The 14344-nt window shown below is 39.4% G+C and carries 20 protein-coding genes and 1 riboswitch; of the genes, 5 read left to right on the top strand and 15 right to left on the bottom strand.

Annotation, left to right across the window (positions count from 1 at the left end):
- Window positions 1–317 precede the first annotated feature (317 nt).
- From ACFX4L_RS07325 to ACFX4L_RS07345, 5 genes are all read right to left on the bottom strand, one after another.
- A complete protein-coding gene (locus ACFX4L_RS07325; protein ID WP_284469819.1) occupies window positions 318–1115 on the bottom strand; it encodes a fumarylacetoacetate hydrolase family protein in 798 nt (265 codons plus the stop codon).
- Window positions 1116–1483: 368 nt separating this feature from the next.
- A complete protein-coding gene (locus tag ACFX4L_RS07330; RefSeq protein WP_377404646.1) occupies window positions 1484–1867 on the bottom strand; it encodes a VOC family protein in 384 nt (127 codons plus the stop codon).
- Between the two features lie 413 nt (window positions 1868–2280).
- Window positions 2281–2436: a YvrJ family protein gene (locus ACFX4L_RS07335; RefSeq protein ID WP_064465749.1), complete on the bottom strand. Its 156-nt coding sequence runs from the start codon at window positions 2434–2436 to the stop codon at window positions 2281–2283.
- Window positions 2437–2488: 52 nt separating this feature from the next.
- Window positions 2489–2704 (bottom strand): DUF2922 domain-containing protein, encoded by a 216-nt coding sequence (locus ACFX4L_RS07340; RefSeq protein ID WP_377386076.1) that lies wholly within the window; start codon window positions 2702–2704, stop codon window positions 2489–2491.
- Window positions 2705–2748: 44 nt separating this feature from the next.
- Entirely contained in the window at window positions 2749–2967 is a 219-nt protein-coding gene (locus ACFX4L_RS07345) for a DUF1659 domain-containing protein (RefSeq protein ID WP_061464650.1), read from the bottom strand.
- 752 nt (window positions 2968–3719) lie between these two features.
- Between ACFX4L_RS07345 and ACFX4L_RS07350 the strand changes: the two genes are divergently transcribed.
- The gene (locus tag ACFX4L_RS07350) at window positions 3720–4364 is read left to right on the top strand and encodes a hypothetical protein (protein ID WP_061464651.1); all 645 of its coding nucleotides are present in this window, start codon (window positions 3720–3722) and stop codon (window positions 4362–4364) included.
- A 46-nt stretch (window positions 4365–4410) separates the two neighbouring features.
- On the opposite strand, the gene ACFX4L_RS07355 is transcribed toward ACFX4L_RS07350, so the two are convergent.
- The 4 genes from ACFX4L_RS07355 to ACFX4L_RS07370 all read right to left on the bottom strand — a co-directional run bounded on the left by ACFX4L_RS07355 (window position 4411) and on the right by ACFX4L_RS07370 (window position 6349).
- Window positions 4411–4767, bottom strand: coding sequence for a sigma-G-dependent sporulation-specific acid-soluble spore protein CsgA (locus ACFX4L_RS07355; protein ID WP_377404487.1), 357 nt, complete (start codon window positions 4765–4767; stop codon window positions 4411–4413).
- A 13-nt stretch (window positions 4768–4780) separates the two neighbouring features.
- Complete coding sequence (locus tag ACFX4L_RS07360) at window positions 4781–4978, bottom strand: helix-turn-helix transcriptional regulator (RefSeq protein WP_063235187.1); 198 nt, start codon at window positions 4976–4978, stop codon at window positions 4781–4783.
- An 11-nt stretch (window positions 4979–4989) separates the two neighbouring features.
- A complete protein-coding gene (locus ACFX4L_RS07365; RefSeq protein ID WP_377404490.1) occupies window positions 4990–5499 on the bottom strand; it encodes a DUF6773 family protein in 510 nt (169 codons plus the stop codon).
- A 280-nt stretch (window positions 5500–5779) separates the two neighbouring features.
- Window positions 5780–6349, bottom strand: coding sequence for a dihydrofolate reductase family protein (locus ACFX4L_RS07370; RefSeq protein ID WP_377386087.1), 570 nt, complete (start codon window positions 6347–6349; stop codon window positions 5780–5782).
- A gap of 203 nt (window positions 6350–6552) precedes the next feature.
- Here ACFX4L_RS07370 and ACFX4L_RS07375 point away from each other — a divergent pair, with 203 nt between their 5' ends.
- Entirely contained in the window at window positions 6553–7479 is a 927-nt protein-coding gene (locus tag ACFX4L_RS07375; RefSeq protein WP_377386090.1) for an NAD(P)-dependent alcohol dehydrogenase, read from the top strand.
- A gap of 233 nt (window positions 7480–7712) precedes the next feature.
- Window positions 7713–8066, top strand: coding sequence for a hypothetical protein (locus ACFX4L_RS07380; protein ID WP_377404493.1), 354 nt, complete (start codon window positions 7713–7715; stop codon window positions 8064–8066).
- A 60-nt stretch (window positions 8067–8126) separates the two neighbouring features.
- On the opposite strand, the gene ACFX4L_RS07385 is transcribed toward ACFX4L_RS07380, so the two are convergent.
- Window positions 8127–8390 carry a hypothetical protein gene (locus tag ACFX4L_RS07385; protein WP_089362937.1) on the bottom strand — a complete coding sequence of 88 codons (264 nt, stop codon included), beginning with the start codon at window positions 8388–8390 and terminating at the stop codon, window positions 8127–8129.
- 316 nt (window positions 8391–8706) lie between these two features.
- A riboswitch (purine riboswitch) is annotated at window positions 8707–8810 on the top strand.
- Between the two features lie 180 nt (window positions 8811–8990).
- Between ACFX4L_RS07385 and ACFX4L_RS07390 the strand changes: the two genes are divergently transcribed.
- Entirely contained in the window at window positions 8991–9872 is an 882-nt protein-coding gene (locus ACFX4L_RS07390) for a 5'-methylthioadenosine/S-adenosylhomocysteine nucleosidase (RefSeq protein ID WP_377404496.1), read from the top strand.
- A gap of 104 nt (window positions 9873–9976) precedes the next feature.
- Here the strand turns inward: ACFX4L_RS07390 and ACFX4L_RS07395 are convergent, their stop codons facing one another.
- From ACFX4L_RS07395 to ACFX4L_RS07405, 3 genes are all read right to left on the bottom strand, one after another.
- Window positions 9977–10357: a hypothetical protein gene (locus ACFX4L_RS07395; RefSeq protein WP_377404499.1), complete on the bottom strand. Its 381-nt coding sequence runs from the start codon at window positions 10355–10357 to the stop codon at window positions 9977–9979.
- A gap of 176 nt (window positions 10358–10533) precedes the next feature.
- Window positions 10534–11259, bottom strand: coding sequence for a ZIP family metal transporter (locus tag ACFX4L_RS07400; RefSeq protein WP_377404502.1), 726 nt, complete (start codon window positions 11257–11259; stop codon window positions 10534–10536).
- A gap of 167 nt (window positions 11260–11426) precedes the next feature.
- Window positions 11427–11765, bottom strand: a complete 339-nt coding sequence (locus ACFX4L_RS07405; RefSeq protein WP_230300828.1) for a hypothetical protein — start codon at window positions 11763–11765, stop codon at window positions 11427–11429.
- A 198-nt stretch (window positions 11766–11963) separates the two neighbouring features.
- On the opposite strand from ACFX4L_RS07405, the gene ACFX4L_RS07410 reads away from it, so the two are divergent.
- Window positions 11964–12458 carry a L,D-transpeptidase family protein gene (locus ACFX4L_RS07410; protein ID WP_377404649.1) on the top strand — a complete coding sequence of 165 codons (495 nt, stop codon included), beginning with the start codon at window positions 11964–11966 and terminating at the stop codon, window positions 12456–12458.
- Window positions 12459–12539: 81 nt separating this feature from the next.
- On the opposite strand, the gene ACFX4L_RS07415 is transcribed toward ACFX4L_RS07410, so the two are convergent.
- Both ACFX4L_RS07415 and ACFX4L_RS07420 read right to left on the bottom strand, forming a co-directional pair.
- On the bottom strand, window positions 12540–14141 hold the full coding sequence (locus ACFX4L_RS07415) for a sodium:solute symporter family protein (RefSeq protein WP_377404505.1): 1602 nt from the start codon (window positions 14139–14141) through the stop codon (window positions 12540–12542).
- Entirely contained in the window at window positions 14142–14282 is a 141-nt protein-coding gene (locus ACFX4L_RS07420) for a hypothetical protein (RefSeq protein ID WP_214793556.1), read from the bottom strand.
- Window positions 14283–14344 lie beyond the last annotated feature (62 nt).

The following is a 14344-nucleotide window of genomic DNA, read 5'->3' on the forward strand; positions in this document are numbered from 1 at the left end:
AAGCGAGCATCTGGAGGGGAAATCAACCACAACTCACTACCTGGTAAATAGCAACAAAGTATGTGAAAACAGCCTTATAAAAAGAACCAAAGCATGTTGTTATACTTCATTAATAAGCAAAAAGAACTTCACTATAATTGAGGTTGTAGCCCTGAAATAAAGTTTGATCAAATTAATACAAGAAACCTTGATAAATGAATAAAAAAATAGAAAGGGCATGTTTTGATTGATCAAAACATGCCCTTATACTATTTAATTGGATTATTCTTTTATAAAAAGGATTGATCATTCTTGGTTATTAAGAATGCTGGCAAATCTTACTGAACACCATTAGTTAATCGACCAATGTTCTCGACTTCAACAACGACCTCATCCCCCGATTTAATCGGGCAGCTGCCAGATGGTGAACCCGTAGCCAAAATGTCACCTGGCTCCAGCGTCATCACCTGCGAAAGCCAGCTGATTAAAAACGGAATGCTTAGAGACATTTGATTAGTATTCCCGTCTTGGACAACGCGGCCGTTTAGTGTGGTCACAATTCTCAAATTTGTAGGATCTACCCCGGTAACGATGCACGGCCCCAAAGGTCCGAATGTATCAAATCCTTTGCCCCGCGTAAACTGTGGATCTTTTTTTGTAAGATCTCTTGCTGTGACGTCATTAAATATCGTGCAACCAAACACATAATCAAGCGCATCTTCTTCTTTGATGTTTTTTCCGCGCTTTCCAATGATCAGGGCTACTTCCCCTTCAAGTTCCACTTGGTTGGATAGATCGTTTGGTGGAAGGATGATTTTCTCCTTGTCTGCAATAAGCGAAGATAATGGCTTTAGGAATAGAAATGGTTCTACAAGGTTTGCCTCTCCCCCTGTTTCCTTTGCATGACCTGCATATGTCCAGCCGAAATTAACCACTTTCGAAGGTTTTACAGGTTCCAGAATTTTTACATCACTATATTTCAGCTCTACCCCGTCATACTTTATTTCCTTGTTGACAAGTTCAGCAAAACTGCTAGACAGTTGTAATATCATCTCATCCTCAACAATACCGTAATGTATTTTTCCTTGTTGATTCTGATAGCGAACTATTTTTTGCGTTTTTTGTAGCACATGCATTATGAATAAACTCCTTTGATGTAAGGTATACTGACCTCAGATAATATAAAATTCGGGCCTTCATAATCGTAAATGAAGACTTCCAACTCCATTATAACCGAAAAGCACAATAAAACTGAAGTTTAGCGCCCAAATACAATTAAAGCCCCCTTTAGTTAAAGAAGAAATATCAAATAAAAAACTAGAACTGTATGATTAAACAGTCTTTTTTTATCTTTTCCCATTTATGTCGCAGTATGTGTCAGATGTGATATATAGCCCAGTTTTTCTTATTAAACCATCCTGCCCCGATCGTTGCATAAAGAAAAGGAGCTGCTGATCAGCTCCTGAAGTAACGCGCCTGTTAGCTCATGAAGAGTATATATTTTTTATCGCGAGATTAGATATTTTTCTTTGAATATTGGACTTAATTCACTCCATACATCAAATTTATTACCATCTAAATCATAAAAAACAAAGTTTCTCCCCGTGTGACCTCTGTTTTCAATTCCTCCAACTTTTATTTCTTTTTCGATCAAATCTTGACGAACAGCTTTTAAAGCGTTTAACCCATTAACTTCAAATGTCATAGAAAAGTGTTCTTCACCGTAAATATCATAAAAATTGGAGCTTTGGTTTTCTTTAGATTTAACAAGAAAAATACTTTGGTTTGCAAAATTAAGAATTGCTTTGTCTTCATCTTTATAACTTAACACTGCACCCAATTTACCTACATACCAATCCGAAGCAAGTTCTATATCAGTAACTGGTATATAAGTGGTACCTACCCTTAATACTTATGATCTCTGTCCTTTGAAACTCAATTACACCAAGCACTCTTTGCAATGTGCTGTGATGGGCATCTCTATGGGACAATGGTTGAATAACATAAAGAAACCGAGGGAATGATTCATTCCCCCGGTCATTTATTAGTTCTACTTGATTTTTCATTCTATATTAACGGCGGCTTTTTTCCCCGCCATTAAGCCCTGCTTCTTCCCTGCTCATTTTTCCATTGTTGTTAGTCATTAAAACTCCTCCTTATTATTTGGATTTTTCATGAACTAGCTACAGTTTTATGTATACCCGATAGTTTGTAAATAAAACTAGAATCTATTAAAACTTTTCCATTTCAATTAGGAAAAGCATCATGAATGTTATCACTCATGATGCTCCCCGCTTTTCCTTAACCAGACTTCGGAATCCCTTCTCGCAAGCGATTTGGCAGCTCTACAAGGGTTTCATTCAAAGTATCCAATTTTGTTTCAATCCTATGAAGCAAATAAAGGGTAACAATGATCGGGAACCCAATATCACTGACAAATGGCAGGATTTGATCCACTTGTAATTCACCTCTCTTCCTGGGTGTCCTAAAAAGATGCCCTTACCGTTCGTTAGATCAGTTCCACTTCCTCGACATTCCGCTCGACAATTCGCGCTGCTTTCAAATCGACGAAACCTCCGGAAGATGCAACGAACACATTCCCCGCAATCAGTTGTTCCATTGCCAGTTTAATCGTATTAACATTGACCGGCTTCGGATTATCAACGGAAATCGTCGCTGTCTTCCCTTCCTCCGTAACGAAAATCATTTCCAGTACTTTAGCCATTTCAAATCACCTCCCCCCTCTTCCGACATCTTTCCAAAAGTCGATTAACCAATCAATGAACTTGTATCCACTCGAGTCACTTCCCCCATTGGATAATTCTGCACGCTTGCGATTGCAACAGCTGTCGAAAATAGCTGGTCCGCCGTTGCCTCAACCTTGATGTTCGAAAATGACCTCCGCTTGAAAACAAGAGCCCCATTTTCATTTAACCCCGTCTCAAAATCAATCCGCAACGTACTTGATACTGGAATCTGGTTTGCCATGCCACTCACCCCCCTTCACACTCTATATAAACTTTTTCGGGATGAAAGTAGCATGGTCTTGAAATTTCTTCAGGAAAACGAATAAAAAGCCGCCCATCATTTGAGCAGCTTTTTATCGGTATATTAGTTTTGACTTTCAATGATAATTTGACTGTTACATCGCCAAAAATTAAAGCGGCATATTTACCTGGCCGTCAGGTTCAAAGATTCATTTTGTTTTTTCCACGCCGTTAGATGTAATGCAAATCGTAACCTGCATTTCCATTTGAAACGGTAAAACCGGGGTATCGGATAGCATAAGTTCCGTTCTCCAATTTCAACACTGTATTAGATCAAGATGTACTTGTTAAGAATGGAAAAGTCAAAAAATATGGAACAAAAACACAATCAGGAAAGAACATTACAATTTATACCGGATTAAGTAAAGAACAAAGCCCTATCGTTAAAACACAAACTAGTGAGGTAAGTCCTACAATCGACACTGAAACTGGAGTTTATTTCTATATAGAGCCTGCTAAATAAATCATAAAAGGTAAAGATTCCTTAGCTTTTTCCATCCATAAATACGGGGGACATTTAAGCCGTTTTTTATATTTGAAATTCATTTCATTTTATCTTCTCTTTAAATTACTTTTTTATAACTGACAAGTTTCATTATTTTTTTGGCGAAGTTAAATTGCATTTGGCTTTAAATGGCACGTCATGTTCTCTTTTTCCGGGAAATAATAATCACGAAAGGAAGTGGATGTTGGATGTCATTAGAATGGTTTGACAGAGTAAGCGGGGAATTGCAGGATCATCTTAAATCAATTTGTGAAAAATATGACCGCAATGGCAGCATGATCGTGGAACGCGGATCTAAGCATCCACGCATCGAATTTTATACAGAGCTAGATGACAATGAGAGGGATTACTTTTCCACGCTGTTTTTTGATCCACATAATGAGGAATTTTATATGGAATCCTTCGAGCCGGATTTAGGGCAGATTAGCAAGGTGATCCTTTCAGATATTGAAGATATCGTCGATGCTGTCCATGAGAGCTTCCATAATTATCTGGAAGAGGATGACACCGATTATGAATATGAACTGGATGATGAATATGATGAATCATATGATTCAGACGGCGGCGGAGATTCCGATATATACGAAATCGATGTAGATTGGGAAACGCCTGAAGTGACCGCCTATATCCAGGATAATGAAGTGGAGGTCACCTATCAATTCGGGATTGTGCAGGAAACGGGTGATGGAGTGCTGAAACGGATCAATCGGATTCGGACAGCGGATGATGACCTGATAAAGGATGAAACAAATTTCATTTTCAGCAAGGAAGAAGCTAGCACGATCATCGCCATGATAGCCAGCCATATGGATTCACTTAGCGAAATGGATTAAAAAAACCAACAAAACCTTGTCCATGGTCACCATGGACAAGGTTTCATTATATAATAATCAGTTCGTATACTTCCGACAATTGAGAGACCCGTTCCGTATCACTGACTTCCTTTGCATGCTTAATTTCTTGAGGAAGAATATGGTTAAGGAGTCTGGCTTCTTTACCACTTAGCTTATTGACGAGCTCTTCTTCTGAATGAAAGTGTCCGCTTTTGATTTTATTATAAATTTCCTGCGCTTCAGGATATTGGTCTGTATAGTTAGACAATATCTCACGTAAGTAACCGATTGTACGATCCATCATACCATCCCTCTCGAATGTTAGATTTTTGCTTACAGCTCCACCTATACCTTCCCCCATTTTTTGTTGATAAATTCCTAAAAAAAAAGATATCCAAGTCAATGGATACCCCTAATCAGTCTTCCTCCCAAAACAAATCATCCAATGTACGCGATAATGCTTTACAAATACCCACGCACAAACTCAATGAGGGATTATACTTCCCGGATTCAATCAATCCTATCGTTTGCCTGGAAACGCCGACAATCTTGGCCAGTTCATCTTGTGACAAGTCCTTTTCTACTCTCGCCAGCTTCAGTTTTATATTTTTCAAAGGATTCGCACCTACAATTTCTTATTATCTTCGCTATTTTTCATTCCGATTTTCTTCGCTAGCAAGTATATACCACCAAAAAACAGAAGTAAAATCGGCAAATAGATTAGAACTGAAACAAACGATACCAATACAAAATACCATAGACCCTGGGAACTGCTATCCGCATAGGATACAGCACTATTCACCCCCAAAATTATAGCGATGATGAGGGCTAAAGCAACTGTGCCAAAAATTGTCTTCCTGCTCATCGGTGTTTTACTAGTCCGGTCATGCATTTCCACTTCATCCCAGAGTACACCTAAGAAAATGGAACGAGCTAAGTAATACAGCCCTCCTGCAACGATGATCACGAATTCCAGATATAACTCCCCGCTGCCTGCACCATATTTATATAGTTTGAAAAGTGCACTCACCAGGCAAATGGCCAAGATGACGTGATACATTTCTTTATAAATTTTATTTCTTACATGCTCAACCCGCTCATCCTTGATCTTTTTCGTTCGTTTAAATAAATCCATCGTCGATCGCCCTCCATTTAATTCCATTGCTTACTCTTATTATATGATTTATTTCACCTTTTGCAATATATATATTACATTTTATAATTTATAAATGGCAAAAGGTATAAAAAAAGGGATCCACACGTCAGTATGGATTCCTATTTATGGTTTTACTCGTAAGTTTTGGGGATTTACTCGTGAATTCTAAGCATTTACTCGTGAGTTTTGGGGTTTTACTCGTGAATTCTAAGCATTTACTCGTGAGTTTTGGGGTTTTACTCGTGAATTACCTTGGCAATTACTCTTCATTAAGATGATAGCAAAGTTGAACAACGCCAGAGGAAAATCTTTTTGTATCAACCAGTTTTAGTTTCAATCTCTCCTTCATGTCAATAAACAAAGGTTTTCCTTCCCCTAAAACAACAGGGTGAACAGATAACCTAAATTCATCAACCAGCCCAAATCTTATAAAAGATGTAATTAGACTTGCCCCGCCATAAAGCCAGATGTCTTTACCAGGCTTTTTCTTTAATTTGTTTACTTCTTCAACAATATTATCATTAATGATTGTTACTTTATTATCCGTGCTTTTTTTTGTTTTGGAAAACATGAATTTTTCTTTGCCATGTACTAATTTCCACATTTCTTTTTCAGTATCGGATACCTCATTTTCTGGAGTATATTGTCCCCATAAATCATAGCTCTTTCTCCCATAAAAAATTGTATCAATATCATTTAAGAAATCAATGAACCCCATTTCAGGGTCCATAATGCACCAGTCAACTTCTCCTTTCGGCCCTTCAATAAATCCATCTAAAGTAACGGCTAAATCTAAAACTATTCTTCTCGGTCTTTCGTTAATGGTCATACTTTTAGCTCCTTTGTCTTATAGAATGTCCCTTGGATTTCGACCGCTCAGCGAGACACTTGCCCCTGACCGATGCCGGACAAATACCTAATGCTTTTAAGCATTCATTCAAAAGTTTCTTCCGTTTCGCTTACATGTAGTTTTATATTACAGCTTCTATCATAGTATTAAAAGATTGAATCAAAAAATTAAGGAGGCTCGCTATGAAAGCAATGGTATGCACAAAATACGGTTCACCCGATGTACTGGAACTCAAAGAAGTAGCAAAGCCTTCTCCCAATGATAACGAAATACTGGTAAAGGTCCATGCGGCAACAGTGGCTTCAGGGGACATAAGAGTCCGGAGTTTCAAGAGCCCTTTCTTGCTATGGCTGCCGATGCGAATCTTCTTGGGTCTTAGAAAACCGCGAAAATCAATACTGGGAGTGGAGCTGGCCGGGGAGATAGAGGAAACGGGGAGGAATGTGAAAAAATTCAAAAAAGGCGACCAGGTTTTTGCCATGACTGGAATGAATTTTGGTGCCCATGCCGAATACACATGCTTACCTGAAGACGGGGCAATGGCAATTAAGCCTGTCAATGTGACCTATGAGGAAGCCGCCGCCATTTCTTTTGGAGGAACGACAGCCCTGCATTTTTTCAGAAAAGGCAATATCCAGGAAGGACAAAAAGTCCTCATCTACGGTGCATCCGGTTCGGTAGGGACTTCGGCGGTACAGCTTGCCAAATACTTTGGGACAGAAGTTACCGGAGTATGCAGTGCCGCCAATTTTGAATTGGTGAAATCGTTGGGAGCCGATAAGGTAATTGATTATACGGAAGAGGATTTTTCGAAAAGGAATGAGCGATATGACATCATCTTTGATGCAGTCGGGAAAAGTTCGAAGGCCACTTGCAAGAAAGCTCTGACCCCGAACGGACGATACGTGTCTGTTGAAGGACAAGGGATAGCAAAGGTACTTACGGAAGACTTATTACTCCTCAAGGAGCTTATCGAAACCGAAAAAATAAAATCGGTCATTGATAAACGCTACCCGCTGGAGCAAATTCCCGAGGCTCATAGATATGTAGAAAAAGGACATAAAAAGGGAAATGTAGTCATAACCCTGGTCGATCATGATAAATCCTGACAAAGCCTTGCACACTGCCGCATTCCGCGAACTTCTTTAAGCCATTTCATCTTCAGAATTTTTTCTCCTTTTTGACATGATAATACCCCTTAAACAATTGGATCTATAGGGGTATAACGGCATAGTTAGTCATTATGAGGAATGTCCTTCCAGCTTGCTCCCAATCTAGATGTTGAAACTTTTACCAGGAACAATCGTATATGGATGGTAGCTTGTAATTTCTGGAGGACTTAATGAATATAGATGCAATCGTACGATTAGTTTTAATGTTAGGGATTCCGGCCTTCATGATGTGGCGGGAGTATAAAAAGATGTCAGAAGAAGAACGAAATGATGTGAAGACTACTTTTACGAGTAAGCGTTTTATCTCTACGATTGGTTTAGTGACACTCGGTTGCGTATTCTTGTTAGTCGAACCAATTTTTGAAATTGCATGGATGAAAGTGATTAGCGGCGTGCTTTTTTCTATTGGAATAATGGTAGGCATTGTTTTGACATGGTTAGATGTATCATCAAAGTGGAAGGCAATGCTAAAAACGATCACTTTATTAATCGCTTTTTCTATCCTGTTATGGACGAATAAATAGGTGCAGCTCTCTGCACCTATTAGTCTTTGTATACTTTACGCTTCTTTTTTACGATGGAATTCAATTTCCGAAACCACCGCTTCGAAACAAAAACCCGATAAATTCAACGCCAATGTAATACACAATGCTAACTAAAATAGTAAAACCAAAAGACAGACTCCTCCATTTACCTTTTTCACTGAAATACGCTAAAAGCAGTGCTGAAATTGTTCCAACTATCATAATCGATCGAAAAACAGCTGTATTATCAATTAGCATGAAAACCCCAATCACCACTAAAGCAATTGATATTATAAAAGAATATAAAGGGAAATACGCCTTCATAAATAACCTCCTCATCTGTAGTTATTTTATTAACTAAAAAATTAAAAATTCAGTATCTTTATTAATTTAGCATAAAATCCCATTTTTTAGTTAAATTCATCTGAGGATCACTATCGATTTGCAAAACTTTCAAACCGGATTTAAATGATTGTCTAAGAAATGATTTAAGACTTCACAATAAACCTTTAAATATGAAAAAAATCAACAATTACAAAGAGATCACTACCCTAAATACGAACATTAAATAATATTTTTAATTTAATGTTCACTTTTTTTCATTGATTATCTATTATTTATTTGTTATATTAGCAAAGTAATAATCGTACATATCATTACTCATATATGCTCGGAAATATGGTCTGAGCGTTTCTACCTGGTTCCCAGTTAAAGAACTAGACTACGAGTTAAAGTATTCGGTTGCCCGTTTTTTTTTGGCAGCTAATGATTTAGCATTCGCTTCATTGTTTGCTTAATTATCTATACTTTGACTTTCGTAGGTCTAGAAGGCAAAAATCATTCTGCCGTTCTGGACCTTTTTCTTTAGACCAAAACTACGAGTGTATCAAAACGATCAGATAATTTGTTTGAAGGAGAGTTTATATGAGAAAAAACAGGTTAAAAAAGTACTCGTTATTAGGAATCATTACTTTACTTTTCGTGTCGATGATTGCAGCTTGCAGTTCTGCTCCCAAAAATGAAACGGCAGAAAAAAAGGCTCAAAGGCCTATAATCGTTCAAGGTCCCATGCCAATCGAAGCTGAAAATTTTGCGAAAAAGTTAAAAAATGTTAAAGAGGAAAAATCAGGAGATTTTGTATTTTACATTGGAACTTTAGACAATTACCCTGTAATCGTTGCAAAAACAGGTAAAGGGATGGAAAACACAGCTGCCGCTACAGCATTGGCTATAGAAAGATATAACCCTATCGCCATCATCAATCAAGGCACATCAGGCGGTCATGATCCAAGTTTAAACGTTTTTGATATTGTTTTAGGAAAAAGAACGGTAAACCTAGGTTCATTAAAAACAGAAGATAAAACTGAAAACCAAGGAATTGATCCAACTATATGGAAACCGATGGACCTAATGGCTTCTAAAGGAAGTGCCGGAGAAGATCCTAATGCTGAAAAACCACGCTACTACGAGGGAGATAAGGATTTACTCGCGGCTGCTCATGCAGTTAAAGATACCTACACAAAAGGTAAGGTTGTCGATGGTACTATCGGTTCTGCAGACGTTTGGAATAATGAAGTGGATCGGATTAAGTGGTTCCATACGAAATATGGTACATCTGTAGAAGAAATGGAAGGAGCCTCGGCAGCACAAATTGCCAAAGCTTACGATGTGCCCTTCTTAGGTATACGAGTGCTATCCAATAATAAAGTGAATGGCGGTAAATATAACCCTAATACAGCAGCAGCCAATCAAGAATATGTTTATGAAGTAGTCAAACAATATATCTCTACGATGCCAAGCAAATAAGATCGGGCTCGGAGCATATAAAAGAATGAGAATCTTTTGGTCAGCTATCCCTATAGTGAAATAAAGAAGAGCACATATTATATACGATAATATGTGCTCTTCTTTTATTCGCGGAAGACTGTGCCCGATTCTTCCTCCTTGCAAAATAATAAGCTGAGGCTATTCAATGTGTAAAGTCTAGCGGTAAAAATGAATAAGTCACTGTAGTTGTTTTCAACGTACTCTTCGATGATCCCCATCCCTTTCCTGAATCTATCAACTAATAAATGCGTGTAGTTTTCATCCCATGTAAACCGATTGATTCGTTTAAGTTCATCTGCCAATACTTGAAACTTAAACTCCTCAACAAGAAGTTTTAATTGATACAATTTATCTCTATTTAAACAAAGGCAATTGTTTTTATTTTCATGATTTTCCCGGACGAATGTAATGAAACCATTTATATTATCAGCCAGCATATTCGCTATTTGCATCTCGAAGTTCATTTCTAACATCTCCTCAATGTCTGAAATCTATATGAAGAGTGTATGATTTGAAATGATATTTTAACACCAACAATTCTTTTTCGAGATAGATTCCTTGTACATTTCCTTCTATGATAGAATTCACAAAAAAAAATTGCCCCCTTTCCTTCCAAGGGGACAATCTCAGCTTTTCGTTATCACATCGAATCCAGAACCAAAGAGATAAGCAGGCCTGCCGCGGTGAATATGCCCGTGATCGGTCCTCCGTCTTCATATGCTTCAGGCATCATCGTTGAAGCGATCATGGCGATGATTCCGCCGCCTGCAAATGCTGCCATCGCTGCCAGGACATAGTCCGGGGCATGATCGAGGAATAGATAGCCCGACATCGAGGATAGTGCCGAAATAAGCAGGACGGAAAACCACAGCAGCATGATTTTCTTCCTGGAATAGCCACTTTTGAGCAGACCTGTTGTACTTGAGAGCCCCTCCGGAATATTACTGATGAAGATGGCAATGACCAATAGCCAGCTTACGGAGCCACCGCTTATTAAGCTTGCGCCAATCATGATCGACTCCGGTATGGCATCCATCACCGTCCCAATAAAAATGGCCAGGCCCGCTTCTTTCGAAGAGCTATTATTGGACCGTTTCCTTTTAACCGCACCTTTTTTGGAAACAAGAAAATCCAAGCCAGTAAACACGGCGGCCCCTGTTATGAATCCGATTGCAGTCGGCCAGATTCCTCCATCACTCACCGAATCAGCAAGCAGCTCATATGCCGCTGCACCAATCAATACACCTGTACCAAAAGCCATAATATAGCCAATGATGTTTTTCTTTATCGGAATGAAGATAGCGGCTAGTGCGCCAAGCAGGACAGCAGAACCCGAAACCCCTCCCCAAAAGACCGCATTCCACATCTTATCCCCCCATTTCCTGTTTATAGGATAGTGTACCCTGGTAGATGTTGGGGTAAACAAGGGGCTGCTTTTTGTCAATTCCAGCAAAAAAAAGCAGTTATATTCGCTGCCATGGTAGTTGTGTATAGAATAGTAGAGTCGCTATGATTATCCTAGCCTTCGCTGCCTTATATGACTGATATTTGCGGTTTTCCTTCTTCTCTTTCACTAACCTTTTCAATTTTATCGACAAACATTTGGAAAACCTTTCTCTTTTCTTCCAGCTCTTTTATAGATTCTTTCAATTCGTTCAATTTTTGTTCAAAAGGTTTATGATATTGCTCGCGGATGTTTCTAATAATTTCATCATTTATAGTGGATTGTACAACTTGCTTGGTGATATTGAATTTATAGGAATAAACCTGAAGATCACGCTTAACTTCTTCATACTCTTTTTCTATCCCATTTAATACATCACTGATTTCTTCATTCCATTCTACTAAAGCCTTTTTCACATGTTCCTCCACCCTTAATCCCCCTCTTTAACTAACAAAAAATCCATCTCCATAAAAACTTATTTTATCAAAAGTTCATTTCGGTTTCTTTTCGGCTAAGTTACTTAACATATTAGTTTCATTAAAAACAGATAACAGCGAGTTACGAAACACTTTTGAAAAATCATATAGAATGAAACATGACAACTATAACCTATGGAGGTGTTCAGTCTGATTCATACAGTTAAACCAGGTGAAACACTGACACAGATATCCAGGGACTATCGGAAACCGCTATCGGCAATCATCAATGCTAACCCGACCATAAATCCAAATGTCATTTATCCTGGTCAACCCATTATGATCCCTGGTTTTCCTCCTGCTGATACCATTCCATTTCAGATCGATGTGTCCGTTAATAATCGTAAGCTAAGGCTGCCAAAAAATGGAGTATTGCAAAAGCAATATCCGATTGCCGTTGGAAGAATGCTGTTCGGTACACCGGTAGGAAAATTCATCATCATTAATAAAGCCCCCAACCCCGGAGGCCCATTCGGTACAATGTGGATGAGTCTATCCAAGGAGCACTACGGCATTCATGGAACGAACAATCCCAGCTCAATTGGTAAAGCCGTCTCAAAAGGCTGTATTCGCATGCATAATCGGGACGTGGAGGAATTATCAAGGATTGTTCCAATCGGGACACCGGTTACGATTCATCCTTAAAGTGTCTAGGGGAAACCTGGACACTTTTTTCATTCAAAAAAAGGCAGGGATCTCCCCTGCCAGTACATGAGTATATGTCATTCAATTCATATTGATCGGCCAATAATAAAACACCAGTGTAACCATGATGATCATGACGCCGCTGATCATTAAATAAGCTGGATATCTGCGGGTGATGTTCATTTCTTTTTGCTCGTCTATTTCAATCGGGGTTTGAAGGATATTTGCATGAAATTCCCTTTCTTCGATGGTGATCGTTCCATACTTGGAGCCAATGATAAGTGCACCTATGCTTAAAATTAAACCAATGATGACAGGATTGAGGTAAACGGGAAGGCTGATTCCGAACATGCCGTGACTTTCTCCGAGTATCACGCCAACGAAGCCGAATACGATGCTCCAAAATGCGCCTTCCTTCGTTACCTTCTTTGAGAATACGCTTGATATGGCAATCGGTCCCCATGATGCCGCAAATAGTGTAGCCGCAAAGTAGCCGATCCACATGACGGCAGGCGGCTGGAACAATCCAATCAATAAGATGATCAAGCTGATCACAACCATGGAAATGCGGCTGGCCCGTAATAGATGATGATCGGTGTATTCCTTTTTCCGCGATTGTTCCATGATATCCCGTGTAATGCTGCTTCCTATAATCTGAAGGAAGCTCGAACAGGATGATAATGCGGCAGCCATGATGCCGCTGACGATGATGACTCCAAGCCATGTCGGGACAATATTCATCGCTGCCCAAATGAATACCTTTTCCGTCGGGGCGATATCCGCTTTAATGGTGGTGATTGTCGATATGCTGATATGGAGAAACAAATAGACGGTCAAAATGGATATCGTTGCCCAAACGCCGGCCCGGATGGCTACGTGTTCATTTCTGGCCATTAAATATCGGCTGCTTTGCCATGGACTCACGGCAATGACAATGCCCCAGACCAAGCCCATGATGACGGCCCAGGCCAATGCTTCCCAAGGAGTGCCCATCGTTGCGGCAGGTCCGGTAATGCCATGCCAGCTTAATAAATCAGGACGTTCAGCCAGGTTTGCCGCTTTCATAACGGCATCAGGAAACCCGCCTGCGGATTTGATGATATAAGGAAAACTAAGATACGTTGCGATCGAGAATAAAAAGAACATCACCGTATCATTGACCATGACGCCCTTCGCTCCTGAGAGAATGGTGAAGGATGAATACACGACCCACATGATCACCAGAGCCATTGGATAGGAAACACCAGAAACCTCGGCCAATAAAACGGCTGCCCCTTGAGTAACGGCAACCAAGTATGCAGCGATTCCAAGAATCGTCGTGATCGCAGCCGCCAGCCTTACCTTCTTAGAATGAAAGCGGTTACCAAAAAATTCAGGAACGGTCAATGATTTGCTTCTTCTTAAATACCTGCCAAACAGGAACACTCCGAATATATAGCCGCTTGCATTAAAAATAACGAGGATAAGCAGCAAAATCGGATACCCTTCATAGGAAAATCCCGCTTCTCCCATGAAAGATACCGTACTTAGGAAAGAGGCAACAAGCGTACCCGTTATCATCAATGTGTTTCCGCTCCGTCCAGAAACATAATATTCCTCTGAGCTTTTCACTTTCCTAAATAAGAAAATTCCGATTGAGACATACACACAAAAGGATACGATAATACCAAGCAGAAAGGCCACTTACATCCCCACCTTTTCAATCGGATCTTTTGCTTTTATCTCTTCTTGATTCTTTTTCATTTTCACTAGGAACACCTTCGTGATCCACCCCATGACAATTAAGGAACCCCCATAACTTAAAGAGAAAATCAACTCGCCCATTTCTTGCCCCCCTTATCAAATTAGAAATAATCAATAATGAAATATGCAATATCCATACCAAG

The sequence above is a fragment of the Peribacillus sp. YIM B13482 genome, from assembly GCF_042787975.1.
Lineage (GTDB): Bacteria > Bacillota > Bacilli > Bacillales > DSM-1321 > Peribacillus > Peribacillus simplex_A.

Coding starts and splice junctions, on each gene's coding strand:
- ACFX4L_RS07325 (WP_284469819.1), bottom strand. CDS start 1,115: ATGCATGTGCTACAAAAAACGCAAAAAATAGTTCGCTATCAGAATCAA.
- ACFX4L_RS07340 (WP_377386076.1), bottom strand. CDS start 2,704: ATGGCTAAAGTACTGGAAATGATTTTCGTTACGGAGGAAGGGAAGACA.
- ACFX4L_RS07345 (WP_061464650.1), bottom strand. CDS start 2,967: ATGGCAAACCAGATTCCAGTATCAAGTACGTTGCGGATTGATTTTGAG.
- ACFX4L_RS07350 (WP_061464651.1), top strand. CDS start 3,720: ATGTCATTAGAATGGTTTGACAGAGTAAGCGGGGAATTGCAGGATCAT.
- ACFX4L_RS07365 (WP_377404490.1), bottom strand. CDS start 5,499: ATGGATTTATTTAAACGAACGAAAAAGATCAAGGATGAGCGGGTTGAG.
- ACFX4L_RS07370 (WP_377386087.1), bottom strand. CDS start 6,349: ATGACCATTAACGAAAGACCGAGAAGAATAGTTTTAGATTTAGCCGTT.
- ACFX4L_RS07375 (WP_377386090.1), top strand. CDS start 6,553: ATGAAAGCAATGGTATGCACAAAATACGGTTCACCCGATGTACTGGAA.
- ACFX4L_RS07380 (WP_377404493.1), top strand. CDS start 7,713: ATGAATATAGATGCAATCGTACGATTAGTTTTAATGTTAGGGATTCCG.
- ACFX4L_RS07385 (WP_089362937.1), bottom strand. CDS start 8,390: ATGAAGGCGTATTTCCCTTTATATTCTTTTATAATATCAATTGCTTTA.
- ACFX4L_RS07390 (WP_377404496.1), top strand. CDS start 8,991: ATGAGAAAAAACAGGTTAAAAAAGTACTCGTTATTAGGAATCATTACT.
- ACFX4L_RS07395 (WP_377404499.1), bottom strand. CDS start 10,357: ATGAACTTCGAGATGCAAATAGCGAATATGCTGGCTGATAATATAAAT.
- ACFX4L_RS07400 (WP_377404502.1), bottom strand. CDS start 11,259: ATGTGGAATGCGGTCTTTTGGGGAGGGGTTTCGGGTTCTGCTGTCCTG.
- ACFX4L_RS07420 (WP_214793556.1), bottom strand. CDS start 14,282: ATGGGCGAGTTGATTTTCTCTTTAAGTTATGGGGGTTCCTTAATTGTC.